Here is a 19,053-nt window from a genome sequence, read left to right on the forward strand (position 1 = left end):
TGTCGTTCACACACAGACAGTATCGGCGCACAGACGTGCGATTGTCACTCACCGTAACGAGTGAAAAAGCAGTCGAGGCCGCACCCGGACAGGTGCGGCCTCGGTTCCCCCGGACGAGTGGTCTTGACGGACCCCGGGAGCGATCAGCCCACGGACGAGTAGGCCACCACGCCCCGCAGCAGCTGGTCGACGGCCTTGCGCGCGGCCTTGGCCACGGTCGAGTTCTCCGCGGGCGCGGCCGCGGAGATCTGCCCGAGGACGTCGATGACCTGCTTGCACCAGCGCACGAAGTCACCGGCCGGCATCTCCGCCTCGCGCAGCACCTCGTCCAGCCCCTTGCCGGAGGCCCACATATACGCGGCCCAGGCGAAGCCGAGGTCGGGCTCGCGCTGGCCGACGCCCTCCGTCTGGCTGATCCGGAACTCCTCCTCCAGAGCGTCGAGCCGGCCCCAGATCCGGACCATCTCGCCGAGCGCCGCCTTGGCCTTGCCCGAGGGCAGCTTCGGCGCCATGGCGTCGTCGCCGACCCGTGCCTCGTACACCAGCGCCGAGGCGCAGGCGGCGAGTTCGGCGGGGCCCAGCCCCTCCCAGACCCGCTCCCGCAGACACTCGCTGGCCAGCAGGTCCAGCTCGCTGTACAGCCGCGCGAGCCGCCTGCCGTGCTCGGTGACCTCGTCACCCCGCAGATAGTCCAGCTCGGTCAGCAGCGCCACGATCCGGTCGAAGGTGCGCGCGATGGTGTTCGTACGGCCCTCGATGCGCCGCTCCAGCTGCGAGGTGTCGCGCAGCAGCCGGTGGTAGCGCTCGGCCCAGCGGGCGTGGTCCTCGCGCTCGTCGCAGCCGTGGCAGGGGTGCGCGCGCAGCGCCGTGCGCAGCCGCGCGATCTCGCGGTCGTCGGCGGCCTGCGAGCGCTTCTTGCGGGCCCGCTCCGGCGGGATGTGCCCGGCCTTGGTGCGCAGCGCGGAGGCGAGGTCCCGGCGGGACTGCGGCGAGCGCGGGTTGAAGGACTTCGGGATCCGCATCCGGTCCAGCGGCTCCACCGGCACCGGGAAGTCCATCGTCGCCAGCCGCTTGACCTGCCGTTCGGCGGTCAGCACCAGCGGGCGCGGACCGTCGTGGTGGTCGAAGCCGCGGTGCCCGTTGGAACGGCCCGCGGGCAGGCCCGGGTCCAGCACCAGCGCGAGGCCCGCGTACTTGCCCGTGGGCACATGGATGACGTCGCCCGGCTTCAGCTTCTCCAGGGCGACGGCGGCCTCCGCCCGGCGCTGGGCGGCGCCCTGCCGGGCCAGCTCGGTCTCCCGGTCCTTCAGCTCCCGGCGCAGCCGCGCGTACTCCTCGAAGTCGCCGAGGTGGCAGGTCATGGAGGCCTTGTAACCGGCCAGGCCCTCCTCGTTGCGCTGGACCTGGCGGGAGATCCCGACGACCGACTTGTCCGCCTGGAACTGCGCGAAGGACGTCTCCAGCAGCTCGCGCGAGCGGTGCCGGCCGAACTGCTCGACCAGGTTGACCGCCATGTTGTACGACGGCTTGAAGCTGGAGCGCAGCGGGTACGTGCGCGTGCCCGCGAGACCGGCCAGGTGTTCGGGGCTCATGCCGCGCTGCCACAGCACCACGGCGTGACCCTCGACGTCGATGCCCCGGCGGCCCGCGCGGCCGGTGAGCTGGGTGTACTCGCCGGGCGTGATGTCGGCGTGCTGTTCGCCGTTCCACTTGACGAGCTTCTCCAGCACCACCGAGCGGGCGGGCATGTTGATGCCGAGCGCGAGGGTCTCGGTGGCGAACACCGCCTTGACCAGGCCGCGCACGAACAGCTCCTCCACGACCTCCTTGAAGGTCGGCAGCATGCCCGCGTGGTGGGCGGCTATGCCCCGCTCCAGGCCCTCCAGCCATTCGTAGTAGCCGAGGACGTGCAGGTCCTCCGGGGCGATGTGGGCGGTGCGCTCCTCGACCAGGGCGCGGACCTTGTCCAGCGCCTCCTCGTCGTTGAGCCTGAGGCCCGCGTACAGGCACTGCTGGACGGCGGCCTCGCAGGCGGCGCGGCTGAAGATGAAGGTGATGGCCGGGAGCAGGCCCTCGGAGTCCAGGCGCTCGATGACCTCGGGACGGCCCGGCGTCCACACCCGCGAGCGCTGTCGGCGCTCCCGCTCCCGGTCGGCCTCGCGCATCGCCCGGCCGCGCCTGCGGTCCTGGTACGACGGTCTGGTGGCCTCCATCCGGGCCAGGCGGGCCAGGTCGGGGTTGACGGCCTTCTTGTGGCCCTCGCCCTCCTCGAACAGGTCGTACATCCGCCGTCCGGCGAGCACGTGCTGGAACAGCGGCACGGGGCGGTGCTCGGAGACGATCACCTCGGTGTCGCCGCGGACGGTGTCCAGCCAGTCGCCGAACTCCTCGGCGTTGGAGACGGTCGCGGAGAGCGAGACCAGCGTCACCGACTCGGGGAGGTGGATGATCACTTCCTCCCAGACGGCGCCGCGGAAGCGGTCGGAGAGGTAGTGCACCTCGTCCATGACCACATAGCCGAGGCCGAGGAGGGTCTGGGAGCCGGCGTAGAGCATGTTCCGCAGCACCTCGGTGGTCATCACGACCACCGGGGCGTCGGAATTGACGCTGTTGTCGCCGGTGAGCAGACCGACCTTCGCGGTGCCGTAGCGGCGGCACAGATCGGCGTACTTCTGGTTCGACAGCGCCTTGATGGGTGTCGTGTAGAAGCACTTCTTGCCCTGCTTCAGGGCGAGGTGGACGGCGAACTCGCCCACGATCGTCTTGCCCGAGCCGGTGGGGGCGGCCACCAGTACGCCCTTCCCCGCTTCGAGTGCCTGGCAGGCCTCGATCTGGAAGGGGTCGAGGCCGAAGTCGTACATCTCGCGGAAGGAGGCGAGCGCGGTGGCCTGCTCGGCTGCCCGCCTGCGGGCTGCCGCGTACCGCTCGGCCGGTGAGAGATCCTCTGTCATCGTACTTTCGAGCGTACCGGGCCCCACTGACAACGGGACGATCATTATCCGGATCCCGGACGAAGGGCCGGCGGGAGCCGACGGCCGGTGGGCGCGGCGGGGCGGTGGGGGCGGCGGAAGCCGGCGACCGGTGGCGCGGCGGGCCGGTCGCGGGAGGATGCCGGTACAGCGGGAGGATGCCGGTACAGACGGATGCCCCCGTCCCCGGGACGGATCCGGGGACGGGGGCATCGCGTGCGGTGCCTCGGTGGTGGGGGCCGGCCGGTTACGTCGCGTCGTCGTAGCCGTTGACCCGGTCGGTGCTCGTCTGCTCGGGCAGGGTGCGGGCGGCGGAGACCGGCTCGGCCTCGCCGATGTCCTCGGGCGTGAGGTCCAGCTCGGCGGCCTCGTCGTCGGCGGGACCCGCGGCCTCGCGCAGCCGCTTGCGCTTGTCGTTGAGGAGCGAGAACGCGACCGCCGCGAAGTACAGCACCCAGATCGGCCCGGCGAGGGCCACCATGGACAGCGGGTCGGTGCTCGGGGTGGCCACGGCCGCGAAGACCGTGATGCCGAGGATCATGGCCCGCCACCAGCTGAGCATGCGCCTGCCCGTCAGCACCCCGGTGAGGTTGAGCATGATCAGCAGCAGCGGAAGCTCGAAGGAGAGACCGAAGACGATCACCATCCGGGTGACCAGCTGGAGCAGGTCGTCGAGCGGCAGCAGGTTCTTGATCTCGCCGTTCGGTGTGAAGTCGATCAGCACCTTGGCCGTGGTCGGCAGCAGCTTGTACGCGAAGAAGGCACCGCCGAGGAACAGCGGGACGCCGGTGAAGACGAAGGCGTAGGCGTACTTCTTCTCGTGCCGGTGCAGACCCGGCGCCACGAACGCCCAGAGCTGGAAGAGCCAGATCGGCGAGGCGGCCACCACGCCGGCCATCAGCGAGACCTGGAGGGCCAGCGTGAACGGCGCGAGAAGACCGTTGATGGTGATCTCCGCGCACTGCGTCTTGCCACTGGACTTGGCCAGCTCTGCGAAGGTCTCCCGACAACCGACGGAGTCCAGGATCGGCTCCGTCAGGAAGTTGATGATGTCGTTGTAGTAGAAGGCCGCGACGATCGTCACGATGACGATGGCCAGCATCGCCTTCGCGAGCCGGTTGCGGAGCTCACGAAGGTGATCCGCGAGAGGCATCCGCCCCTCGGGATCCTTCTCCTTCTTGCGGGCAGGCTTGAGCAACCCACGTCCTCATCTCGTGCGGCAGGCCGGGACTTTCCGGCCTTGTGTCAGCGCTGGGCGGAATCCGTCGGCTCGTTGACCGGCCGCGAGCTGCTCACGTCGCCGGGGGCCGCCTGGATCGTGCGCTGGGCCGAGGACTGCTCGGTGGAACCGGACGCCTGGGTGGAGGTCTTGCCCTCTTCCTTCATCGCCTTGGCCTCGCTCTTGAGGATGCGGGCGGACTTGCCGAGCGAGCGCGCCATGTCCGGAAGCTTCTTCGCGCCGAACAGCAGGATGATGACGACGAGGATCAGAATGATCTCGGGAGCTCCGATTTTTCCACCGAACATGAATCTTTACCTTCTCACCGAGGCGGCTGGGTGGGGTGCTGTCCGACCAGTCGGACATGTGTCCGATGGTCGTGCTGGCAGCGATCGTAACGCTCAGGGGTAAACGTGAGGCAATCCCCGTGCGTACTCCCGGTCCGCGGTGCGGGCCTCGTTTTCCGCACCGCGACCAGCAGAGTACCTGTCCGGCAGGGCAGCATGACAGGGCGAAGCGACCCAAATCGCTTGTATCACTGGTCTCACGGCCGCCGTCGGGCACGGTTCAGAGCGTGTCGACGGCGCGGGCCGCGCTCACGGTCGCCCGCTCCAGGTCCTCGGCGGCTCGGTTGATACGGCGCGCCGAGTCCGTCACCTGCTGCCCGAGGCGTCGCGCCGCCACGAACACCCGGACGGCGAGCACCCCCAGGACGGCGAGACCCAGGAACCCCATGGCTACGGCGAACATCGGCCAGAACATGACGTCGAGACTAGACGGTCCGCCACCCCGGTCCGCACCCGCCCGTGCGGTGACCGGCACGGTGCCGGTCACGCACGGCAAGCGGCCGGGCCGCCCGCTACACGGTCGAGTGCAGCCGCAGGGTCCTGACCCCGCCCCCGGTGAGCAGTTCCACGATCCGCTCCCCGGCCGGCTTGCGGACCGCGACGCCGCAGTCGGGGCAGGTGAAGGAGTAGAACGTGGTCCGGCTGCTGGCGCCGATGGCGAGCCGCAGCGCGCTCGCGGCGAGTTCGAAGCGGCCCCGGCAGTCCGGGCAGCCGGCCTTGAACACCACGGGGGCCACTCTTCTCATCCCCGCGAAGGCGGTCGCCACCGTCATCTCACCCGCGCCGGATTCCGGAGACTCGCTCACAGGCCCTCGCTCCCTCTTCCTCTGGTCGTTCTCTGGTCGCAGCCGAATCCTCTGGTCGCAGCCGATCACACCCGGTCGTCCGACGTCAGGGCCGTACGGCCCCGGTCGCTGTGGCCGTACGGCCCCGGGTCGCCTACGGCACCGGCACCGCGCCGGCGGGAACGTCGTACGCCGCGAGGGCCTCGCGGGCCGCCCGGCGGGCGCTCTCGGCCAGCTCGGGCGGTGAGACGATCCGGCCGTCGCGGCCGAGCCGCAGCGCCAGCCGGCGCAGGGAGGCCGGGTCGGGGGTGCGCAGGGTGATGCGCAGTCCGCCGTCGGGAAGCTCGTCGGCGCTGTCGTGCGGGTAGTACTCGGCAACCCAGCGACCGCCGGGACCGACCTCGACCACGACCTCCGGGTCCTCGGCGGCCGGCTGCACCAGGCCCTCGGAGAGGTCGCGCAGCTCCACCTCGGGCGGGGCCGAGGGCGCGTCGAGGATCTTGATCTCGGCGACCCGGTCCAGCCGGAAGGTCCGCCGGGCCTCGGAGCGGCGGCACCACGCCTCCACATAGGTGTGGCCGACGCTGACCAGCCGGATGGGGTCGATCTCGCGCTCGGTGACCTCGTCCCGGGCCGGTGAGTAGTACCGGATCCACAGCCGGCGGCGCTCGGAGATCGCCCGGTCGACGTCGGCGAACACCCCGCCCTCGGACTCGAAGGTCACCGACAGCCGGGAGCTGGCGCCGGCCGCCTCACCGGCCGCGGTCTCCACCTTGGCGGTGGCCCGCAGCAGGGCCTGGCGGTCGCTCTCCCGCAGACCGGGCAGCGTGGCCACCGCGCGGGCCGCGACCAGCAGGGCGGTGGCCTCGTCGGCGGCCAGCCGCAGCGGCTCGGCCGCCTCCTCGCCGAGCGCGGCCGGATTGTGCCACCAGATGCGCTCGCCGTCGGTGTCGATGTCCAGCAGATCGCCGCCGCGGAAGCTGGTGCCGCACATGGGCAGCACATCGAGGTCGGCGACCAGCTCGTCCTCGCTGATGCCGAAGGCGCGCGCGACATCGGCGATCCGGGCGCCGGGGCGCTCGCGCAGATACGTCACCAGGGAGAGCATCCGCCGGGTCTGGTCGATCGCGTTGCCGGTCCTGGCCGGTTTGCCTGCCACTGTCCCGCTCCCCCTCAGCCCTCGGCCACGGCGCGCAGCCGGTCCACCACGTCGGCCCGCAGCTCGGCCGGTTCCACGACCACCACGTCCGGTCCGAACTCCACCAGCCAGGCGTCCAGGCCGTGCCCGTACGGAATCTCCAACTCGTCCCAGCCGTCGCCCAGTTCCCGGACCTTGACGGCCTTCGCCCGAAGGGGGTAACCGGCGCCGGAACGCAGCCGGATCAGCGCCGAACGGTCGGCGATCTCGCCGGCCCAGCTCGCGACGGTCTCGCGTACGGTGACGACATCCGGCACCGGCGCGGTGAAGCCCGTACCCCGGGAGCGGACCTTGCCGGTGATCCGGGACAGCCGGAAGACGCGTTCGGCACCCCGGTCGCGGTCGAAGCCGGCCAGGTACCAGTGGCCGCGCCAGCACTCCAGCGCCCAGGGCTCGACGTGCCGGGGCTCGGGGCGGGCGGCGGTGGCCTTGCGGTACTCGAAGAGGACCGGGCGGCGGTCACGGCAGGCCAGCATCAGCGGCTCGAAGGCGGCCTCGTGCACCGGGATGCGCGGTTCCAGGGCGCTGTGCGCGCCGTACGGGTCGACGTCCTCGGGCAGGCCCGCGGCGCGCAGCTTCTGCAGGGCTCCGCTGGCCGCGCCGGCCAGCCGGGCCTGCTGCCAGACCTTGGCGGCGAGACCGAGGGCGGCGGCCTCCTCGGCGTCCAGGGTGATGGGGGGCAGGCGGTTGCTGTCGCGGCGGGCGAGATAGCCGACCTCGCCGTCCAGGTTCTCGACGGTCTCGATGACCAGGCCCAGCTCGCGCAGATCGTCCTTGTCCCGCTCGAACATGCGGTTGAAGGAGTCGTCGGAGCCCGCCTCCAGATAGGCCTCGATGGACTCGCGCAGCTCGCGCTTGCTGAGCGGCCGGCGTGCGCCGAGCAGACACAGCGCGAGGTTCATCAGCCGCTCGGCCTTGGCAATGGCCATCGACGCCCTTCGCCTTCCCTATGGTGCTTCCGACCGATGACCGTACCGCTCCGCGGGGCGTGGGCAAAAGCCGAGGGCCCATGCCCGGCCGGGCATGGGCCCCAGGTGACCGCGTCCGGTGAGGCCCGGACGGCCTGGCGTGGATCAGACGGCGAGCAGGTCCACCACGAAGATGAGGGTCTCACCGGGCTTGATCGCCGGGGTCGGGCTCTGGTCGCCGTAGGCGAGGTGGGCCGGGATGGTCAGCCGGCGGCGGCCGCCGACCTTCATGCCCTGCACGCCACGGTCCCAGCCCGCGATGACCCGGCCGGCGCCCAGCGGGAACTTGAACGGAGTACCGCGGTTCCAGCTGGCGTCGAACTCCTCGCCGGTGCTGAAGGCGACGCCCACGTAGTGGACGGTGACCGTCTGGCCCGCCTGCGCGACCGGCCCGTCGCCCTCCCAGATGTCCTTGATCTCAAGGTCGGCCGGGGGCGCGCCCTCGGGGAAGTCGATCTCGGGCTTGTCGATGTTCACGTCAAAAGCTCCTGCTTGTGTACGGCATGAATCCCGGACAGTCTTTCATCCCCGGCGATCGCCCGCCCGCCACGGGCCCCGTCCTACATCGCCGCGAGGATGTCCACCGTGAACACGAGGGTGGAGCCCTTCTTGATGGCCCCGCCGCCCGGCGGTTTGTCACCGTAGGCCAGCTCCGGCGGAACGACGATCAGGACCCTGCTGCCCACCTTCTTGCCGGTCAGGCCCTGGGCCAGGCCCTTGACCACCTCTTGCATCTGCTTCAGCGAGAACTGGCTGAGCCGCCCCGAGCCGTACGTCCGCTCGAACGTCTTGCCGCCGTCCCAGACCAGGCCCTGGAACTGGCACAGCACCGTCTGGTCGGCCTTCAGCGCGGGGCCGTCGCCCTCCAGGACGTACCGCGCCACGAGCTTCTTCGGCGGGGCCGCATCGGGAATGGTGACCTTCGGCGCCTTGCCGTCGGTGCCGGTACCCACCTCGGGCAGGGCGGCGTCGGTCTGCGGGACCGGGGTGCCCTTGGCCGAGCTGCCGGAGTTGAAGGACTCGATCAGGTCGATGACGAAGACCAGGGTGTCGGTGCCCTTGATGCCCGCCTGCGGGTTGCCGCTCGCACCGTAGCCCCAGGCGGGCGGGACGGCGATCTGGACCCGGCTGCCGGTCTTCTTGCCCTGCAGGGCGTACCGCCAGCCGTCGATGATGCTGCCCTGGGCGAGCTGCATGACCAGCGGGCGCTTGCGGTCGTAGGAGTTGTCGAAGACCTTGCCGGTGTCCCAGATCTGGCCGAGGTAGTCCGCCCGGATGAACTCGTTCTCCGCGACCGTCCGCCCGCCGCCCGCGATCACCGTCCGGACCGCGAGGTTCTTCGACGGGGTGCCCGGCCCCTTCGCGACCGTCGGCTTCTCGCCGAACTTCCTGCCCTCCGTGATCGCCGGCAGCGGCCCGTCCACGATCTTGGGCGGGGGCGTGGCGGACGCCGACGGCGACGGCGATGCCTCGGGACTGTTGGGGTCGAGGGAGTCGGCACCGCATCCGGCGAGGGTGACCAGTCCTGCGGGTACGGCGGCGAGGAGAAGCGAGCGTCGGCGCACGGAAGAGCCTCGTAATCGATCGGTCCGGCGGATGGCGTGCGCGCAACTCTACGACGCGAGACGGGCGCCGTACGGAAACGTACGGCGCCCGTGTGGCGTTCCCGCATATCGCGGCCGGGCGGACGGTCCGCCCGGTCGCCGCTACATACCCGCGATCAGTTTCTCCACCCGGTCGTCCACCGCGCGGAACGGGTCCTTGCACAGAACGGTGCGCTGCGCCTGGTCGTTGAGCTTCAGGTGCACCCAGTCGACCGTGAAATCCCGGCGCTGCTCCTGCGCCCGCCGGATGAAATCGCCGCGCAGCCGGGCCCGAGTGGTCTGCGGGGGAACCGACTTGCCCTCGAAGATCTTCAAGTCGTTGCAGATCCGGGCGGCCTGGCCCTTCTTCTCCAGCAGGTAGTACAGGCCGCGACGGCGGTGGATGTCGTGGTAGGCGAGGTCTATCTGGGCGACTCGCGGATGCGACATCGTCATGTTGTGCTTGGCCCGGTACCGCTCGATGAGCTTGTACTTCATGACCCAGTCGATCTCGGTCTCGACGCGGTCCAGCTCCTCGGTCTCGATGGCCTCCAGCGTGCGGCCCCACAGCTCCAGGACCTGCGCGACGGTGCCGGTGCGGATGCCCCGGCGGTCGCAGAAGTCCAGCGCCTTGTCGAAGTACTCGCGCTGCACCTCCAGCGCGGATGCCTCCCGGCCGCTGGCCAGGCGCACCTTGCGCCGGCCGGTGATGTCATGGCTGACCTCGCGGATCGCCCGGATCGGGTTCTCCAGGGTGAGGTCGCGCATCACCGTGCCCGCCTCGATCATGCGCAGCACCAGGTCGGTGGCGCCGACCTTCAGCAGCATCGTCGTCTCGGACATGTTCGAGTCGCCGACGATGACGTGCAGCCGGCGGTAGCGCTCGGCGTCCGCGTGCGGTTCGTCGCGGGTGTTGATGATGGGCCGGGAGCGGGTCGTCGCCGAGGAGACGCCCTCCCAGATGTGCTCCGCGCGCTGGCTGACGCAGTAGACGGCCCCGCGCGGGGTCTGCAGTACCTTGCCGGCGCCGCACAGCAGCTGCCGGGTGACGAGGAAGGGGATGAGAATGTCCGCGAGCCGGGAGAACTCCCCGTGCCGGGCCACCAGGTAGTTCTCGTGGCAGCCGTAGGAGTTGCCCGCCGAGTCGGTGTTGTTCTTGAAGAGGTAGACGTCGCCCGCGATTCCCTCCTCGTGCAGGCGTCGTTCCGCGTCCACCAGGAGTCCTTCGAGAATGCGCTCGCCGGCCTTGTCGTGGGTGACCAGTTCGGTCACGTTGTCACATTCGGGGGTCGCGTATTCCGGATGTGAGCCCACGTCGAGATAGAGCCGGGCGCCGTTTCGCAGAAAGACATTGCTGCTGCGGCCCCATGACACGACACGGCGGAAGAGGTACCGCGCCACCTCGTCAGGAGACAGGCGCCGCTGTCCCCTGAACGTGCACGTGACGCCGTACTCGTTCTCCAGCCCGAAAATGCGGCGGTCCATGAGGGAACATTACGCCCGATCCCCCGAGCTGAAACGGGGTTCGAGGGCACGATTTGGATCATTTTCCGAGGAAGCCGCGACGACACCGCCCCGCACGGGAGCCGCCAGGACCCCTCCGGTGGCGAGCAGGACCAGCAACGACACCGCCCCGGCCACGCTCGGCAGGCCGAAGCCCCACACCGTGCCACCGGCCTGTACCACCGGCCCCGCCAGGCCCGTTCCCACCGACGCGCCCACGGTGAACGTCGTCACGAGCCAGGAGAACGCCTCGGTGACCGTGCCCCTCGGCGCGTGCCGGTCCACGATGATGAACGCGCAGGCTATGCACGGCGCCAGGAAGACACCGGAGACCACGCTGAGCAGCACCATCCAGACCGTGCCCGGCGTCAGCGTGAGCGGCAGGTAACACACCGCCAGCAGGGCCACCAGGACCCTCAGCCGCCGCTCGGGCGAGCCCGCCCACTGCCGGGCGCCGTAGACGGAACCGCCGGCCAGCGCGCCCAGGCCCAGCCCGGCCATCAGCCAGCCGTAGACCGCGTCGCCGCCGTGGCCGTCGGCGTACGACACCGCCGCGACCGTGATGGAGCCCAGCGCGATACCGATGAACAGGAATGCGGCGAGCAGCGCCAGCAGACCGGGCGAGCGCAGCGCGCCCAGCCAGTGCGCCTCGCGCGGGGCCGAGCGCCAGGCCCGCGAGGGCGGCGAGACGACCACGGACAGGGCGCCGAGCACACCCAGCAGGTTCAGCACGAGCAGGGCCGCCCGCTCGTCCCACACCGAGACGCACACGGTCACCAGCAGCGGGCCGACGGTGAACATGACCTCCTGCGCGATCGCGTCCATGGCGTACGCCGTGTGCACCTGCTCCTCGCGGCGCAGCACGGACGGCCACAGGGCGCGCAGGCCGCCCTCCAGCGGCGGGGCGAACAGACCGGACAGCGCGACGGCCGCGTAGGCCGCCGGCAGCGGGTCGGTGCCGCGGAAGGCGAAGACCGTCATGGCCAGGGCCGCCAGGACGGCCGCGGGCAGCTGGACGCGCGGCTGGCCGTAGAGGTCCACGAGCCGGCCCAGCACCGGCTGCCCGACGGCGTTCGCCACCCCGTACACGGCCGCGAGGGCGCCGGCCAGGCTGTAGGTGCCGCCGTCGGCGCGGACGAAGAGGACCAGCGCGATGGCCGCGGTCGCGTTCGGCAGCCGGCCCACCAACGTCCCGGCGAGCAGCCGGAGCGCATGTCTCGCCCGCAGGATCTCCAGGTACCCCGTGGCCATGCCCGCCTCCAAGTGTTACGTATAACTTCCCTCACCATACGTACCATGTGCGCTGTTCACACGTCCACACGAAGGAGCACGTCCACCGTGGCACGCAGCAGCACGCGCCCGACCAGCCGGGACGTCGCCCACGCGGCCGGGGTCTCCCAGGCGGCCGTCTCCCTCGTGCTGGGCGACAAATGGCGCGGCCGGGTCTCCGAACCCACCGCCGAACGCGTCCGCCAGGCCGCCCGCGACCTGGGCTACCGGCCCAACCTCGCCGCCCGCAACCTCCGCCTCGGCCGCACCCGCACGGTCCTGCTCGTCGTCCCCGCCCTGACCACCGAATTCTTCGCCGGCGTCTACACCGGCGCCGCCCGGGTCGCCGCCGAGCACGGCTTCGGCGTGGTCCTCTACCCCTCCCCCGAAGGCATCGGCCCCGCCCGCGACCCCTTCGCCTCCGCACAGGCCGCCCTGGACGGCGTCATCGCCTCCTCCATGGCCGCCGACGCCCTCACCGACATCCGCGGCGACCAGCTCCCCCTCGTCATGCTGGACAGCGACCCCGCCGGCAGCCTCGGCGCCGCCACCGTCAACCTCGACATCGCCGACGGCGTCCGCCAGGTCGCCGAACACCTCCTCGGCCTCGGCCACCGCCGGGTGCTCCACCTCGCCGCCGACGTCCCCTCCTGGACCTTCGAGATCCGTGCGCGGGAGCTGGCCGCCCGCATGGCCGCCGTCCCCGGCACCGAGGTCCGCACCGCCCGCGCCCCGATCTCCATCGACGGCGCGCTCACCGCCACCGAGGCCGCCCTCGGCGCACCCGGCCCCCGGCCCACCGCCATCGTCTGCGACGACGACAAACTCGCCGCCGGCGCCTACAAGGCCCTGCGCCGCCTCGGCCTGCGCATCCCCGACGACATCTCCGTCACCGGCCTCGACGACCTGGCCCTGGCCACCGCCATCGACCCCGAGCTGACGACGGTACGACTGGACGCCGAGCTGTTCGGCGAACACGGCATGCGGGCCCTGCTGGCCGTCCTGGAGGGCCACAGCCCGACCAGCGGGGACATCCCCGTCCAGCTCGTCGTCCGGGGCTCCACGGCCCCGCCACCCACGCCCTAGAAACGCGGGACGCCCCGGCCGGTGACGGCCGGGGCGTCCCGCTGTGCGCCGCGGGCGGCTCACTGCTCCTCGGAACCGTCCTCCGCGGAGCTCTCCGCCTCCGTGCTCGCGCCGTCCGCCGCCAGCAGCCGGTCCAGCTGCCGGCCGACGATCCGCTTGAACTTCCGCTTCTGCGGGCGCGTGCGGTCCAGCACCGCCACCTCCAGCCGCTCGGCGGGGATCTCCCGCTCACTGCCGTTGGTGTCCCGGGACAGCGCCTGCACCGCCAGCTTCAGCGCCTCCGCCAGGCTCATGCCGTCACGGTGGCGCTGGTCCAGGAAGCTGCTGATCTGCTCCGCGTTGCCGCCCACCGCGACCGAGCCGTGCTCGTCCACGATGGAGCCGTCGTGCGGCAGCCGGTAGATCTGGTCGCCCTCCGGGGTCTCCCCGACCTCGGCCACCACCAGCTCCACCTCGTAGGGCTTCTCGGCCGCCGAGGAGAAGATCGTGCCCAGCGTCTGCGCGTAGACGTTGGCCAGACCGCGCGCGGTGACATCGTCGCGGTCGTAGGTGTAACCGCGCAGGTCGGCATAGCGGACGCCGCCGATGCGCAGGTTCTCGTACTCGTTGTACTTCCCGGCCGCGGCGAAGCCGATCCGGTCGTAGATCTCGCTGAACTTGTGCAGCGCGCGGGACGGGTTCTCCCCGACGAACACGATGCCGTCGGCGTACTGCAGCACGACCAGGCTGCGGCCACGGGCGATGCCCTTGCGGGCGTACTCCGCCCGGTCGGCCATGGCCTGCTGAGGTGAGACATAGAACGGCGTCGACACCGGTTATCCGTCCCTTTCTGTCATGGTCACTGGATCACCTTGATAAGAACCGGGCCCGCGCTCAGAGCAGGGCGGCCTTGGGGCCGTCGGGCTCCTCCAGGCGCTTCTGGAGCACCGCGCGGGACAGTTCCGACGCCTCCTGCTCGGTGAGCCGGCGGAAGCCGTCCTCGGTGATCACGGTGATGATCGGGTAGATCCGGCGGGCGACATCGGGACCACCGGTCGCCGAGTCGTCGTCAGCCGCGTCGTACAGGGCCTGCACCACCAGTGTGGTGGCCTGCTCCTCGGTCAGGTCGTCCCGGAACAGCTTCTTCATCGCACCGCGCGCGAAGATCGAGCCCGAGCCCGTCGCCGCGAAGTTGTGCTCCTCGGAGCGGCCGCCCGTGACGTCGTAGGAGAAGATGCGCCCCTTCTCGCGGTCCAGGTCGTACCCCGCGAACAGGGGGACCACGGCCAGGCCCTGCATGGCCATGCCGAGGTTGGAACGGATCATGGTCGACAGCCGGTTCGCCTTGCCCTCCAGCGACAGCTGGGCGCCCTCGACCTTCTCGAAGTGCTCCAGCTCCAGCTGGAAGAGCTTGACCATCTCCACGGCCAGGCCGGCGGTGCCGGCGATACCGACCGCCGAGTACTCGTCGGCCGGGAACACCTTCTCGATGTCCCGCTGGGCGATCACGTTGCCCATCGTGGCCCGGCGGTCGCCGGCGAGGACGACCCCGCCGGGGAACGTCACGGCCACGATGGTCGTTCCGTGCGGCGCCTCGATCACGCCCTGGGTGGGCGGCAGCTGGCGGTTGCCGGGCAGCAGCTCGGGCTGGTGCTCGGCGAGGAAGTCCATGAACGAGGAGGATCCTGGCGTCAGGAAGGCAGCTGGTAGACGCCCGGTGCTACGAGTGTTGGCTTCCACGCGTTTCCTTCCACATAAGCAGCAGCCCGCCTCATGACATCGGGCTGATCCTTGAACTGCCCCAGTGCGGCATTGCAGCTGGAGCACAGTACGCCACGGACCCTACCCGTCTCATGGCAGTGATCCACATGTGCGGGCACGGCGCTGAGGCATACACAACAGACGCCCCCTTGAGAGGCGATCGGAACCCGCTTGCCCAGCGCCTCCCGGCGACGCCGGTAGTGCGCGGCGCTGTTGTACCGCGCCCCGCACTCCCGGCAGCGCACCTGGAGGCCGTCACGCCTGTTCCTGTCCCGGGCGAAGGAGGTGAGGGGCAGTTCACGCCCGCACTTCCTGCATTCCCTCGCGTTCGGCTCCTCAGCCACCAGACTCCCCCGCGACCTTCATTTCTAAGGCAGGGTGACCGCCCAGGCTTTACTCTCCACCCTTTTGCACGAAGGAGCGCACGAAATCCTCGGCGTTCTCCTCGAGCACGTCGTCGATCTCGTCCAGTACCGAGTCCACGTCGTCCGACAGCTTCTCGTGCCGTTCCTTCAGGTCCTCCGAAGCCTGCGCGTCCTGCGCCTGCTCCTCGACCTCCTCGGTGGACCGGGTGGCCTTCTGCTGGCCGCCGCCGGTGTCCTTGGTCGCCATAACCTCACCCCGCTCAGTTCGCCTGCCGATCGGTGATGATCAGACCCTATAGGCCGGGTCCGACATCGGCCCCGCAGTTTCCACAACGTGCGGGGCCCACCTCGATGATTCCCGGGCGGTGGGGTTTCCACCCCGCCCGCCCGGGGCGGTACGAGTGTCCGCTGCCGTGCTCAACTGCCGGACAAGACCCTGACCAGGTCTTCCGCCGTCCGGCAGCGGTCCAGGAGTTCCTTGACGTGATTTCGCGTTCCGCGTAGCGGTTCCAGGGTTGGGACGCGCTGCAGGGAGTCGCGGCCCGGGAGGTCGAAGATGACCGAGTCCCAGGAGGCGGCCGCGACGTCGTCGGCGTACTGCTCCAGGCAGCGCCCGCGGAAGTACGCCCGGGTGTCCTCCGGCGGCTTCGTACGGGCCCTGTCGACCTCGGACTCGTCCAGGAGGCGCTTGATGCGTCCGCGGGCCACCAGACGGTTGTAGAGGCCCTTCTCGGGGCGTACGTCGGCGTACTGGAGGTCGACCAGGTGCAGCCGGGCGGCGTCCCAGTCGAGGTCGTCGCGGCGGCGGTAGCCCTCCATCAGCTCGCGCTTGGCGACCCAGTCCAGCTCGCCTGCCAGGCTCATGGGGTCGTTCTCCAGCCGGGTCAGGGTGTCCTCCCAGCGGCTGAGGACGTCCTTGGTCTGGTCGTCGGCGTCGGCGCCGTAGCGCTCCTCGACGTACTTGCGGGCCAGTTCGAAGTACTCCATCTGCAACTGGACCGCGGTGAGGGTGCGCCCGCTGCGCAGGGTGACCAGGCGCTTGAGCGACGGGTCGTGCGAGACCTGGTGCAGGGTGCGCACGGGCTGGTCCACGGCGAGGTCCACGGCGATGAAACCGTCCTCGATCATGGACAGGACCAGCGCGGTGGTGCCCAGCTTGAGGTAGGTCGAGATCTCGGACAGGTTCGCGTCGCCGATGATCACGTGGAGCCGGCGGTACTTCTCGGCGTCCGCGTGCGGCTCGTCGCGGGTGTTGATGATGGGGCGCTTGAGCGTGGTCTCCAGGCCGACCTCGACCTCGAAGTAGTCCGCGCGCTGGCTGAGCTGGAAGCCGTGCTCGTGGCCGTCCTGGCCGATGCCGACGCGGCCGGCGCCGGCGAAGACCTGGCGGGAGACGAAGAAGGGCGTGAGGTGGCGCACGATGTCCGAGAAGGGGGTCTCCCGCTTCATCAGGTAGTTCTCGTGCGTGCCGTAGGAGGCGCCCTTGTTGTCGGTGTTGTTCTTGTAGAGGTGGATCGGCTGGGCTCCGGGAAGCTGCGCCGCCCGCTCGGCGGCCTCGGCCATGATCCGCTCGCCGGCCTTGTCCCACAGGACGGCGTCGCGGGGGTTGGTGACCTCGGGGGCGCTGTACTCGGGGTGTGCGTGGTCGACGTACAGGCGCGCGCCGTTGGTGAGGATCACATTGGCCAGGCCGATGTCCTCGTCGGTGAGCTGGCTGGCGTCGGCGGCCTCCCGGGCGAGGTCGAAGCCTCGCGCGTCCCGCAGCGGGTTCTCCTCCTCGAAGTCCCAGCGGGCCCGGCGGGCCCGGTGCATCGCCGCCGCGTAGGCGTTGACGATCTGGGACGAGGTGAGCATGGCATTGGCGTTGGGGTGGCCGGGGACGGAGATCCCGTACTCCGTCTCGATGCCCATTACTCGCCGTACGGTCATGCGGCCCTCCTTGCCCGGCGGCACCCTCGGTCGTGGGCGCCGCTCAAGTGCGCTGGCGCTCCGGTGCGTGTGCGGTGCCCGTCCCCGCACGGCGCGACTCGGCGGCAGGAACGAGCCTAGAACGCCTTTGCGCTGGTGGGGAGATCATTTGCGTCATTGGCTGCTCCGGTCGTGGCCGGAAAAACAGGCGGCTGCGGGTACCCGTCGAGGGCACCCGCAGCCGCCCTGCCGTTACAGGTACTGACCGGTGTTCGCCACCGTGTCGATGGAGCGTCCGGTGTCCGCGCCCTGCTTTCCGGTGATGAGGGTACGGATGTACACGATCCGTTCGCCCTTCTTTCCGGAGATGCGGGCCCAGTCGTCCGGGTTGGTGGTGTTGGGCAGGTCCTCGTTCTCCTTGAACTCGTCCACGCAGGCCTGGAGGAGGTGGGAGACGCGGAGGCCCTTCTGGCTCTTTTCCAGGAAGTCCTTGATCGCCATCTTCTTGGCGCGGCCCACGATGTTCTCGATCATGGCGCCGGAGTTGAAGTCCTTGAAGTAGAGGACTTCCTTGTCGCCGTTGGCGTAGGTGACTTCCAGGAAGCGGTTCTCCTCGGATTCGGCGTACATCTGCTCGACCGCGGTCTGGATCATGCCCTGGACCGTGGCTGCCTTGTCCCCGCCGTGTTCGGCGAGGTCGTCGGCGTGCAGCGGGAGGCGCTCGGTGAGGTACTTGCCGAAGATGTCCTTCGCGGCCTCGGCGTCGGGACGCTCGATCTTGATCTTCACGTCGAGCCGGCCGGGGCGCAGGATGGCGGGGTCGATCATGTCCTCGCGGTTGGAGGCGCCGATGACGACCACGTTCTGCAGGCCCTCGACACCGTCGATCTCGGCGAGCAGCTGGGGGACGATGGTGTTCTCCACGTCCGAGCTGACACCGGAGCCGCGGGTGCGGAAGAGGGATTCCATCTCGTCGAAGAAGACGATGACGGGGGTGCCCTCGCTGGCCTTCTCGCGGGCCCGCTGGAAGACCAGGCGGATCTGCCGCTCGGTCTCGCCGACGTACTTGTTGAGCAGCTCGGGGCCCTTGATGTTCAGGAAGAAGCTCTTGCCGGCGGCCTGGCCGGTGACCTCGGCGACCTTCTTGGCGAGCGAGTTCGCGACGGCCTTGGCGATCAGGGTCTTGCCGCAGCCGGGCGGGCCGTAGAGCAGGACGCCCTTGGGCGGGCGCAGCTCGTGCTCCTTGAACAGGTCGGGGTAGAGGTACGGCAGCTCGACCGCGTCGCGGATGGCCTCGATCTGGTTGCCGAGGCCGCCGATCTGGTCGTAGCCGATGTCGGGGACCTCTTCGAGGACCAGTTCCTCGACCTCGCTCTTGGGCACGACCTCGTAGACGTAGCCGGAGCGGGGTTCGAGCAGGAGGGCGTCACCGGCGCGGATGGTGGTGCCGAGCAGGGGCTCGGCGAGCCGGACCACCCGCTCCTCGTCGGTGTGCCCGAGTACGAGGGCGCGCTCGCCGTCCTCGAGGATCTCCTTGAGGGTGACGATGTCGCCGACGCGCTCGAACTCCATGGCCTCGACCACGTTGAGCGCTTCGTTGAGCATGACCTCCTGGCCGCGCCTCAGCTCGTCGAGTTCGACGCTGGGGCTGACGTTCACCCGGAGTTTGCGGCCGCCGGTGAAGATGTCGGCGGTGCCGTCCTCGTTGGCTTGCAGGAAGACACCGAAGCCGGCCGGCGGCTGGGCGAGCCGGTCGACCTCCTCCTTGAGGGCCACGATCTGGTCGCGGGCCTCGCGCAGGGTGTTGGCCAGCCGCTCGTTCTGGGCGGACACGCCGGCCAGGTTGGTCTGCAGCTCGACGATCCGCTCTTCGAGAATCCTCGTGTGACGCGGAGAGTCGGCGAGCTTGCGGCGCAGGACGGCGATCTCCTGCTCAAGGTAGGCGATCTGCCCGGCCGGGTCGTCGGACCCGCGTCCCGGGCGGATGCCGCGGTTCATGTCGTCGTCGTGGGCTGCCACGGTCCTCACCTCCTCCAAGGGGAGCTGGACGCTTCCAGACCCTACCTGGGTGGGTGTCGATTGAAACCCCTAGATCACAAAGACTGTCAAGGTG

18 protein-coding genes are annotated in these 19,053 nt (G+C 70.2%); 1 reads left to right on the forward strand and 17 read right to left on the reverse strand.

What is annotated here, in order from left to right; all coding sequences use genetic code 11:
* Positions 1-143 precede the first annotated feature (143 nt).
* From HB370_RS09350 to HB370_RS09400, 11 genes are all read right to left on the reverse strand, one after another.
* Positions 144-2,996 carry a DEAD/DEAH box helicase gene (locus HB370_RS09350; RefSeq protein WP_030781278.1) on the reverse strand — a complete coding sequence of 951 codons (2,853 nt, stop codon included), beginning with the start codon at positions 2,994-2,996 and terminating at the stop codon, positions 144-146.
* Positions 2,997-3,216: 220 nt separating this feature from the next.
* Positions 3,217-4,167 carry a twin-arginine translocase subunit TatC gene (gene tatC / locus HB370_RS09355; protein WP_030781295.1) on the reverse strand — a complete coding sequence of 317 codons (951 nt, stop codon included), beginning with the start codon at positions 4,165-4,167 and terminating at the stop codon, positions 3,217-3,219.
* A gap of 47 nt (positions 4,168-4,214) precedes the next feature.
* Complete coding sequence (gene tatA, locus HB370_RS09360) at positions 4,215-4,496, reverse strand: Sec-independent protein translocase subunit TatA (RefSeq protein WP_030781297.1); 282 nt, start codon at positions 4,494-4,496, stop codon at positions 4,215-4,217.
* Positions 4,497-4,755: 259 nt separating this feature from the next.
* Positions 4,756-4,950, reverse strand: a complete 195-nt coding sequence (locus tag HB370_RS09365; protein ID WP_030781300.1) for a hypothetical protein — start codon at positions 4,948-4,950, stop codon at positions 4,756-4,758.
* A 97-nt stretch (positions 4,951-5,047) separates the two neighbouring features.
* Positions 5,048-5,308 (reverse strand): hypothetical protein, encoded by a 261-nt coding sequence (locus HB370_RS09370; RefSeq protein WP_037701418.1) that lies wholly within the window; start codon positions 5,306-5,308, stop codon positions 5,048-5,050.
* Positions 5,309-5,474: 166 nt separating this feature from the next.
* Positions 5,475-6,479, reverse strand: coding sequence for a WYL domain-containing protein (locus tag HB370_RS09375; RefSeq protein ID WP_030781307.1), 1,005 nt, complete (start codon positions 6,477-6,479; stop codon positions 5,475-5,477).
* Between the two features lie 14 nt (positions 6,480-6,493).
* Positions 6,494-7,447 (reverse strand): WYL domain-containing protein, encoded by a 954-nt coding sequence (locus HB370_RS09380; protein WP_030781311.1) that lies wholly within the window; start codon positions 7,445-7,447, stop codon positions 6,494-6,496.
* A 144-nt stretch (positions 7,448-7,591) separates the two neighbouring features.
* Entirely contained in the window at positions 7,592-7,963 is a 372-nt protein-coding gene (locus tag HB370_RS09385; RefSeq protein ID WP_030781315.1) for an FKBP-type peptidyl-prolyl cis-trans isomerase, read from the reverse strand.
* Between the two features lie 83 nt (positions 7,964-8,046).
* Entirely contained in the window at positions 8,047-9,051 is a 1,005-nt protein-coding gene (locus HB370_RS09390; protein ID WP_030781318.1) for an FKBP-type peptidyl-prolyl cis-trans isomerase, read from the reverse strand.
* A 141-nt stretch (positions 9,052-9,192) separates the two neighbouring features.
* Positions 9,193-10,554 carry a Pup--protein ligase gene (gene pafA, locus HB370_RS09395; RefSeq protein WP_030781321.1) on the reverse strand — a complete coding sequence of 454 codons (1,362 nt, stop codon included), beginning with the start codon at positions 10,552-10,554 and terminating at the stop codon, positions 9,193-9,195.
* Between the two features lie 9 nt (positions 10,555-10,563).
* Positions 10,564-11,823: an MFS transporter gene (locus HB370_RS09400; protein WP_030781323.1), complete on the reverse strand. Its 1,260-nt coding sequence runs from the start codon at positions 11,821-11,823 to the stop codon at positions 10,564-10,566.
* Between the two features lie 87 nt (positions 11,824-11,910).
* Here HB370_RS09400 and HB370_RS09405 point away from each other — a divergent pair, with 87 nt between their 5' ends.
* Positions 11,911-12,927: a LacI family DNA-binding transcriptional regulator gene (locus HB370_RS09405; RefSeq protein ID WP_030781326.1), complete on the forward strand. Its 1,017-nt coding sequence runs from the start codon at positions 11,911-11,913 to the stop codon at positions 12,925-12,927.
* A 59-nt stretch (positions 12,928-12,986) separates the two neighbouring features.
* Here HB370_RS09405 and prcA read toward each other — a convergent pair whose 3' ends face one another.
* The 6 genes from prcA to arc form a co-directional block, all read right to left on the reverse strand.
* Positions 12,987-13,739: a proteasome subunit alpha gene (gene prcA / locus HB370_RS09410; protein ID WP_030781329.1), complete on the reverse strand. Its 753-nt coding sequence runs from the start codon at positions 13,737-13,739 to the stop codon at positions 12,987-12,989.
* Between the two features lie 61 nt (positions 13,740-13,800).
* Entirely contained in the window at positions 13,801-14,646 is an 846-nt protein-coding gene (gene prcB, locus HB370_RS09415; protein ID WP_030781331.1) for a proteasome subunit beta, read from the reverse strand.
* Positions 14,598-15,011, reverse strand: a complete 414-nt coding sequence (locus HB370_RS42455) for an endonuclease domain-containing protein (protein ID WP_037701421.1) — start codon at positions 15,009-15,011, stop codon at positions 14,598-14,600. The genes prcB and HB370_RS42455 overlap by 49 nt, the downstream gene beginning before the upstream one ends.
* A 49-nt stretch (positions 15,012-15,060) precedes the next feature.
* The gene (locus tag HB370_RS09425; protein ID WP_020939002.1) at positions 15,061-15,279 is read right to left on the reverse strand and encodes a ubiquitin-like protein Pup; all 219 of its coding nucleotides are present in this window, start codon (positions 15,277-15,279) and stop codon (positions 15,061-15,063) included.
* A 170-nt stretch (positions 15,280-15,449) separates the two neighbouring features.
* A complete protein-coding gene (gene dop, locus HB370_RS09430; protein ID WP_342450966.1) occupies positions 15,450-16,961 on the reverse strand; it encodes a depupylase/deamidase Dop in 1,512 nt (503 codons plus the stop codon).
* A gap of 231 nt (positions 16,962-17,192) precedes the next feature.
* Positions 17,193-18,959, reverse strand: a complete 1,767-nt coding sequence (gene arc / locus HB370_RS09435; protein ID WP_030781349.1) for a proteasome ATPase — start codon at positions 18,957-18,959, stop codon at positions 17,193-17,195.
* Positions 18,960-19,053: the final 94 nt, after the last annotated feature.

It is taken from the genome of Streptomyces sp. DSM 40868 (assembly GCF_011820545.1).
In the GTDB taxonomy this organism is placed as follows: Bacteria; Actinomycetota; Actinomycetes; order Streptomycetales; family Streptomycetaceae; genus Streptomyces; species Streptomyces eurythermus.

Coding starts and splice junctions, on each gene's coding strand:
- HB370_RS09370 (WP_037701418.1), bottom strand. CDS start 5,308: ATGACGGTGGCGACCGCCTTCGCGGGGATGAGAAGAGTGGCCCCCGTG.
- pafA (WP_030781321.1), bottom strand. CDS start 10,554: ATGGACCGCCGCATTTTCGGGCTGGAGAACGAGTACGGCGTCACGTGC.
- dop (WP_342450966.1), bottom strand. CDS start 16,961: ATGACCGTACGGCGAGTAATGGGCATCGAGACGGAGTACGGGATCTCC.
- HB370_RS09400 (WP_030781323.1), bottom strand. CDS start 11,823: ATGGCCACGGGGTACCTGGAGATCCTGCGGGCGAGACATGCGCTCCGG.
- tatA (WP_030781297.1), bottom strand. CDS start 4,496: ATGTTCGGTGGAAAAATCGGAGCTCCCGAGATCATTCTGATCCTCGTC.
- HB370_RS09380 (WP_030781311.1), bottom strand. CDS start 7,447: ATGGCCATTGCCAAGGCCGAGCGGCTGATGAACCTCGCGCTGTGTCTG.
- HB370_RS09425 (WP_020939002.1), bottom strand. CDS start 15,279: ATGGCGACCAAGGACACCGGCGGCGGCCAGCAGAAGGCCACCCGGTCC.
- HB370_RS09365 (WP_030781300.1), bottom strand. CDS start 4,950: ATGTTCTGGCCGATGTTCGCCGTAGCCATGGGGTTCCTGGGTCTCGCC.
- HB370_RS09350 (WP_030781278.1), bottom strand. CDS start 2,996: ATGATCGTCCCGTTGTCAGTGGGGCCCGGTACGCTCGAAAGTACGATG.